Below are 6262 nucleotides of genomic sequence, written 5' to 3'. Positions count from 1 at the left end.
CCCCCGGCCCCTGCACTCCCCAGCGTCGAGGCGATGGCCAGGCAGTACGTCAAAAGCGGCCGTGCACCCGGTATCGCCATCGCCCTCGGCGGTCCCGGCGACACCCGCTTCGTTGCCGACGGCACGCTTTCGGGCGGGGGCGCGGCGGTGACCCCGGATTCGCTGTGGCGGGTCTATTCGATGACCAAGCCGGTCACGGCGATGGCCGCGATGATGCTGATCGAGGACGGCAAGATGCAGCTCGACCAGCCGGTGTCGGACTTCCTCCCCGCCTTTGCCAGGATGCGGGTGCTGACCGATCCGGAGAACAGCCTCGCCAGCCGACCCGCCGCCCGGCCCATCACGATCCGTCACCTGCTCACCCACACCGCGGGTCTCGGCTATTCGATCGTCACCAAGGGCCCGCTGCTCCACGAATATGAGCGCCTCGGCATCCTTCCCGGCGCCGTCAATCCAAAGGTCGAGGCGGAGATGGCCCGGGTGCGGCCGAAGTCGCTGGCGGAGTTCGCCGACCGGCTCGCCACCCTGCCGCTGATCGCCGATCCCGGCACGACATGGAGCTATTCCGTCAGCCTCGACCTGATGGGCCGGGTGATCGAGGTGGCGAGCGGTATGCCGTTCGAACGCTTCCTGCAGACGCGGATGTTCGGCCCGCTCGGCATGACCTCCACCTATTGGCAGGTGCCCGCCGACCAGGCGGCGCGGCTTGCCACCAACTATGTGTTCGTCGGCGATCGCGCGGTCCCGTTCGATCCCGCCGCCACCTCGATTTTCCTCAAGGCTCCCAGCTTTCCCTATGGCGGTGCCGGCCTCGTCACGTCGGCACGCGACTATGACCGCTTCCTTCACATGCTCCAGAACGGCGGCACGCTGGACGGCAAGCGCGTGATGAAGCCGGGGACGGTCGCCCTCGCCATGTCGAACCTGCTGCCCCCCGGCGTCGTCTTTTCCGGCGTCGACGGCAGCACGGGCGGCACCAATGCGCCGAAGATGGGATATGGCGCCGGCGGCTCGGTCTATCTGGAGGACGTGCCCGGCGGCATGGGCAAGGGCACCTATGGCTGGGGCGGCGCTGCCGGCACCATCGCGTTCGTCGACCCCGCCCGCCGGCTGCGCGGCACGGTGATGGTCAACTATTTCCCCGCCGACCGCTGGCCGCTGCGCGCCGACCTCACCCGCGCGCTGGTCGCGGATCTTAAGCGATGATCGGCTTTACCCGCGGCACCCTCGACCGCGCCGACCGCGAGCGCGACGATCCGGAGGCGCTGGCCGCCGCGCTTGCCGACCCGGCCGCCCGGTTGCTGCGCCTGCGCGCGCTGGAGCCGGAAGTGGATGCCGCCGGCCTGATGGTCTGGGATCTGCTCGAAACGCTTCCGACCGACGCGACGCCCTTGTTCCTGGGCTATGACGCGGGCGTCCCCCGTTTTGTCGTCGCGCTCGATGGCGAGGGCTCGCCCACCAGCCGCTCGCCGAACCTGATGACCGTGCTTGCGGCAATGCCGGCGGGCGATGCGGCGACCTATGCGGCCGCGCGTAGCCTCATCGACTGGCATCGCCGGCACGGCTTCTGCGCCAATTGCGGCACCGCCACCGCGCCGTTTCGCGCCGGCTGGGCGCGTCGCTGCCCCGCCTGTGCTGCGCAGCATTTTCCGCGAACGGACCCCGTCGTCATCATGCTGGCCGAACATGACGGCCGCGTCCTGCTGGGCCGGCAGGCGTCCTGGGCACCGGGCCGCTATTCCGCGCTCGCCGGATTCGTAGAGGTCGGCGAATCGCTGGAGGAAGCGGTCCGCCGCGAAGTGCTGGAAGAGGCCGGCGTGCCGGTCGGCGCCGTGCGCTACGTCGCCAGCCAGCCCTGGCCCTTCCCCTCGCAGCTGATGCTCGCCTGTGTTGCAGAGGCGACCGACGATCGCATCTCGCTCGATACGCTCGAACTGGAGGACGCCTTCTGGGCCACCCGCGATGAGGTGGCGGGCGCGCTGACCCGGGTGGAGGGCGCCCGCTTCGACGCGCCGCCGGACTATGCCATCGCCTACAGCCTGCTCGCCCATTGGCTGGACGCGCAGGGTTGAGCGCTCAGCCGCGCTCGCGGGCCCGGGGGTAGCTGCCGAGCAGGCGGACCCATTTGCTGTGATAGCGGAGTTCGTCGAGCGCGCGGTCGACGGCGAGGTCGCCGGGCTGGCCCTCGATATCGGCGAAGAACTCCGACGCGGTGAAGCTCGCGCCGCGCTGATAGCTTTCCAGCTTCGTCATGTTGACGCCGTTGGTGGCAAAGCCGCCCAGCGCCTTGAACAGCGCTGCCGGTACGTTCTTCACCTCGAACACTAGGCTGGTCATCGCCGGCCCTTCGATGCGCCCGCTGTTCGCCTCGCGCGCAAGGATCACGAAGCGGGTCATATTGTGCGCAGCATCGGCGATGTCGCTCGCCAGGATATTCAGCCCGTACAGCGCCGCTGCGCCGGGTGGCGCGAGCGCGGCCAGCGTCGGGTCACCGGTTTCGGCGACCAGAGCGGCAGCACCGGCGGTGTCGGCATAGGCGACCGGCGCGATTCCGCGCTCGGCCAGCCAGCGGCGGCACTGGCCCAGCGCCTGTTCGTGGCTGGTCGCTTGGGTCACCTGCTCCAGGGTGCCGGTGCCCATCAGCGTGTGGCGAATCGGCAGAAAATACTCGCCGACGATCACCAGGCCCGATTCGGGCAGCAGGAAATGCATGTCCGCGACGCGGCCGTGCAGCGAATTTTCGATCGGAATAATGCCGCAGCCGGCAGCCCCCGTGACCACCGCTTCCACCGCATCGGCAAAGCTGAAGCACGGCAGCGGCAGTCCATCGGGGAGCGCCTGATTGGCCGCGACATGCGAATTTGCGCCGGGAGCGCCTTGATAGGCGACGGCTTTTTCCGGGGCAGCGCGCGCCGCTTCGGTCATGCGCGCGACCAGTGCCCGCGCCGGTGCGGCATAGCTTTGCATGGGGGCAGGCGATTAGTTGCGCGGTGTCAACGACGCAAGGGCTGCTTGCGACACATGCCCCGACCGACGTACAGCGTAACAACCTTCCCTTGTTTAGCGAGAAATCGGCGGCGGCATGGACAATCGGATGAATACGATCGCTGGCTGGACTTTGGCTGGTCTGGCCGCTGCATTAGGCCTGACCGTCGCCAGCGAGATGATTTTTGAAGGCGGGCGGCCCGAAAAGATGGGCTACCCGATCGAAGGCGTAGAGGGCGAAGGTGCCGGTGGCGCTGCTGCCGTGCCGTTCGCGACCCTGCTCGCCTCGGCCGATCCGGCCAAGGGGGCGGAGGTGTTCAAGAAGTGCACCGCCTGCCACACCGTCAACCAGGGCGGCGCCAACGGCATCGGTCCGAACCTGTACGGCATCATCGGCAAGCCGCACGGCCATCTCGGCAACTTCGCCTATTCGTCTGCGCTGAAGGGGGTTCCCGGCAACTGGGACTTCGACGCGATGGACGCCTGGCTGACGTCGCCGCGTAAATATGCGCCCGGTACCAAGATGACCTTTGCGGGCCTCGGCAATGCGCAGGATCGCGCGGATGTCGTCGCCTATCTGAATGCGCAGGGTTCCAACCTGCCGCTGCCGGCCGCACCCGCCGCCGGCGCCGAGGCTCCCGCCACCCAGGCGGAAACCAACGTGGCCGAAGGTGCACCCACCGCCGACCTCGAAAACGCCGCCACCCCGGCTTCGGGCGCGCCATCGGTCGATCCGGCCGCAGCGGTCCAGGCTGCCAAGAAGGGCGACTGAACGCACGCTCCGGCCTCGCGCCGGAGCCGCTTTCAATAATTGGGCCAGAGACCCGGCGTGGCGAGTTCCAGGACGTGCCCGTCGGGATCCTCGAAATAGAGGCTCTGCCCGCCCCGGGGCCATGCCACTTCGCTGCGCAGCATGACGCCCTGCGCGGCCAGGTGCGTGCGCCACGCCTCTGCGCTGCCCGCCGGGATCGCAAACGCCATATGAACCGGGCCGCTGCCGTCATGGCCGGGCACCATCCCGCCCGGGCTCGACATATCCTCCAGCGAGGCACCGGCCAGGAACAGCAGCAGCACGCCGGAGCGGCCGGCGTCGAATGCCGTCAGGCGATCGCCCTCCAGCATCGGCCGCAACCCCAGCACGTCGCGGAAGAAACCGACCGCCCGCGGCATGTCGGCGACATAGAGCGCGGTTTCGAGAAGACCGGAGACGGGCGGCGGCTGCGTCATCCGGCCTCCGCTCTCAGAAACCTTCTTCGCGCAGCGGCCGGGTCAGCAGCGCCTCGACCACGCGGCCGACGTCGGCGCCTTCCAGCAGCTGGCAGACGGCGGTCGTCACCGGCATGTCCACGCCCACGGCGACGGCAGCCTGTGCGAGCACCGGCGCGGTATGCGCGCCTTCGGCCACGGTGCGGCGGTCGGCGAGCAGTTCCTCCGCCGGCTGGCCCTGCCCCAGCCCCACACCCAGCGAAAAATTGCGCGAACTCGTCGACGAGCAGGTCAGCACCAGGTCGCCGAGCCCCGACAGGCCCGAGAGCGTTTCCGCGCGTGCGCCGCGCGCCAGGCCGAAGCGGGTCATTTCGGCAAAGCCGCGCGCGATCACCGCGGCCCGGGCGTTCTGGCCGAGCCCCGCTCCCTCGACGACACCGCAGGCGATCGCGAGCACGTTCTTGACGGCGCCGCCCACCTCCGCGCCGACCACGTCGGTCGACACATAGGGCCGCAGCGTCGGCTGGGCGATCGTCGCCGCCAGCCGATGCGCCAGCGCCGGTTCCTCGGCCGCAAGCGTCACGGCGGTCGGAAGCCCCGCCGCCACCTCATGCGCGAAGGTCGGGCCGGACAGCACCGCGACCGGCGAACCGTCGGTCACCTCATGCGCGACTTCGTGCAGGAACTTCAGGCTACCCGCCTCGATCCCCTTGGAACACAGGATCAGCGGTCGCCCGTTGCGCGGAAGGCCGGCGACCACCGCGCGCATGTGCTGCGCCGGCGTCACCACCAGCACCGCCGCCGCCTCCGCGACCCAGCCGAGATTGCCGGTTGCCCGGATCGCGTCCGACAGACGCCGGCCGGGGAGGAACAGCGGATTCTCGCGCAGGGTGTTGATCGCGTCCGCCACCTCGGGCTCGCGCACCCACAGCCGCACCTCATGGCCGCCGCTCGCCAGCACCTGCGCTAGCGCCGTGCCCCATGCTCCGCCGCCCAGGACGCCCAGAACGCTCATGCCTTCACTCCCGCGCCGCGTACGCGCTCGCCTTCCGGATCCAGGGGCCAGCGCGCCCGCGCCGGCACGTCGAGCGCATCGGTGAGCCCCGCTTCGAAACGCTCGGCCCCCGCCCAGGCGATCATCGCGGCATTGTCGGTGCACAGCCACAGCGGCGGCGCGACGAAGCGCAGGCCATGCTCGGCTGCGACCTGCTCCAGGGCGCCGCGCACCGCCCGATTGGCGGCAACGCCGCCCGCCACCACCAGCGCCGTCGGCGGGGCGATCCGGCCCAGCGCCCGACGCGTGCGATCGACGAGGCAGTCGACCACCGCCTGCTGGAACGAGGCGGCGATATCCGGCGTCGCATGGATGCCCGCATCCCGCGCCCGCAGCACCGCGCTCTTCAGGCCGGCGAACGAGAAATGCGGCTCGCCCGATCCGACCAGCGGCCGCGGCAGCGGCACCGCCTTGGGATCGCCATCGGCGGCGGCGCGCTCGACCGCCGGGCCGCCGGGAAAGCCCAGCCCCAGCAGCTTGGCCGTCTTGTCGAATGCCTCGCCCGCCGCATCGTCGATCGTCGTCGCCAGCCGGCGATAGGCGCCGACACCTTCCACCAGCAGCAGCTGGCAATGGCCGCCCGACACGAGCAGCAGCAGATAGGGAAAGGCGAGGTCGGGGTCGGCGAGCCGCGGGCTCAGCGCATGGCCCTCCAGATGGTTGACCGCGACCAGCGGCTTGCCCGCCGAAAGCGCCAGCGCCTTGCCGGTCACCAGCCCGACCATCACCCCGCCGATCAGCCCCGGCCCTGCGGTCGCGGCGATGGCGTCGACATCGCTCAGCTTCACGCCCGCATCGGCGAGCGCGGCTTCCACCAGCGGCCCCAGCACCTCGACATGGGCGCGGGCGGCGATTTCCGGCACGACGCCGCCGAACGGCGCATGCTGCGTCTCCTGGCCGGCCAGCTTGTGCGACAAAATGGTGCGATCGCCGCGAACCAACGCGGCAGCGGTCTCGTCGCAGCTCGATTCGAGCCCGAGGATCAGGGGGGCGGACATGGCGGCGCTTCTACCGGGT

The 6262-nt window shown here is 70.2% G+C and carries 7 protein-coding genes; 3 read left to right on the top strand and 4 right to left on the bottom strand.

What is annotated here, in order from left to right; translation table 11 throughout:
• Positions 1-1206, top strand: a 1206-nt coding sequence (locus QP045_RS14310) for a serine hydrolase domain-containing protein (RefSeq protein WP_422515668.1), incomplete at its 5' end; no start/stop codon positions are given.
• Positions 1203-2072: an NAD(+) diphosphatase gene (gene nudC / locus QP045_RS14305; protein ID WP_422515667.1), complete on the top strand. Its 870-nt coding sequence runs from the start codon at positions 1203-1205 to the stop codon at positions 2070-2072. The genes QP045_RS14310 and nudC, both read left to right, overlap by 4 nt.
• A 4-nt stretch (positions 2073-2076) precedes the next feature.
• Here the strand turns inward: nudC and QP045_RS14300 are convergent, their stop codons facing one another.
• On the bottom strand, positions 2077-2967 hold the full coding sequence (locus QP045_RS14300) for a prephenate dehydratase (protein WP_422515666.1): 891 nt from the start codon (positions 2965-2967) through the stop codon (positions 2077-2079).
• A gap of 115 nt (positions 2968-3082) precedes the next feature.
• Here QP045_RS14300 and QP045_RS14295 point away from each other — a divergent pair, with 115 nt between their 5' ends.
• On the top strand, positions 3083-3757 hold the full coding sequence (locus tag QP045_RS14295; protein ID WP_422515665.1) for a c-type cytochrome: 675 nt from the start codon (positions 3083-3085) through the stop codon (positions 3755-3757).
• Positions 3758-3789: 32 nt separating this feature from the next.
• On the opposite strand, the gene QP045_RS14290 is transcribed toward QP045_RS14295, so the two are convergent.
• From QP045_RS14290 to tsaD, 3 genes are read right to left on the bottom strand one after another with little or no spacing between them, the layout of a single operon-like run.
• Positions 3790-4212: a VOC family protein gene (locus tag QP045_RS14290; protein WP_422515664.1), complete on the bottom strand. Its 423-nt coding sequence runs from the start codon at positions 4210-4212 to the stop codon at positions 3790-3792.
• A 13-nt stretch (positions 4213-4225) separates the two neighbouring features.
• A complete protein-coding gene (locus QP045_RS14285; protein ID WP_422515663.1) occupies positions 4226-5206 on the bottom strand; it encodes an NAD(P)H-dependent glycerol-3-phosphate dehydrogenase in 981 nt (326 codons plus the stop codon).
• Positions 5203-6243: a tRNA (adenosine(37)-N6)-threonylcarbamoyltransferase complex transferase subunit TsaD gene (gene tsaD / locus QP045_RS14280; RefSeq protein ID WP_422515662.1), complete on the bottom strand. Its 1041-nt coding sequence runs from the start codon at positions 6241-6243 to the stop codon at positions 5203-5205. The genes QP045_RS14285 and tsaD overlap by 4 nt, the downstream gene beginning before the upstream one ends.
• Between the last annotated feature and the right edge of the window lie 19 nt (positions 6244-6262).

The sequence above is a fragment of the Sphingomonas sp. 3-13AW genome (assembly GCF_049311085.1).
GTDB lineage: Bacteria > Pseudomonadota > Alphaproteobacteria > Sphingomonadales > Sphingomonadaceae > Sphingomonas.
Note: the sequence above shows the minus strand (reverse complement) of the source record. Positions and strands in the feature narration are given on the sequence as shown.

Excerpts from the sequence above, each read along its gene's own strand:
- nudC (WP_422515667.1), top strand. The coding sequence starts at position 1,203 with ATGATCGGCTTTACCCGCGGCACCCTCGACCGCGCCGACCGCGAGCGC.
- QP045_RS14300 (WP_422515666.1), bottom strand. The coding sequence starts at position 2,967 with ATGCAAAGCTATGCCGCACCGGCGCGGGCACTGGTCGCGCGCATGACC.
- QP045_RS14295 (WP_422515665.1), top strand. The coding sequence starts at position 3,083 with ATGGACAATCGGATGAATACGATCGCTGGCTGGACTTTGGCTGGTCTG.
- QP045_RS14290 (WP_422515664.1), bottom strand. The coding sequence starts at position 4,212 with ATGACGCAGCCGCCGCCCGTCTCCGGTCTTCTCGAAACCGCGCTCTAT.
- QP045_RS14285 (WP_422515663.1), bottom strand. The coding sequence starts at position 5,206 with ATGAGCGTTCTGGGCGTCCTGGGCGGCGGAGCATGGGGCACGGCGCTA.
- tsaD (WP_422515662.1), bottom strand. The coding sequence starts at position 6,243 with ATGTCCGCCCCCCTGATCCTCGGGCTCGAATCGAGCTGCGACGAGACC.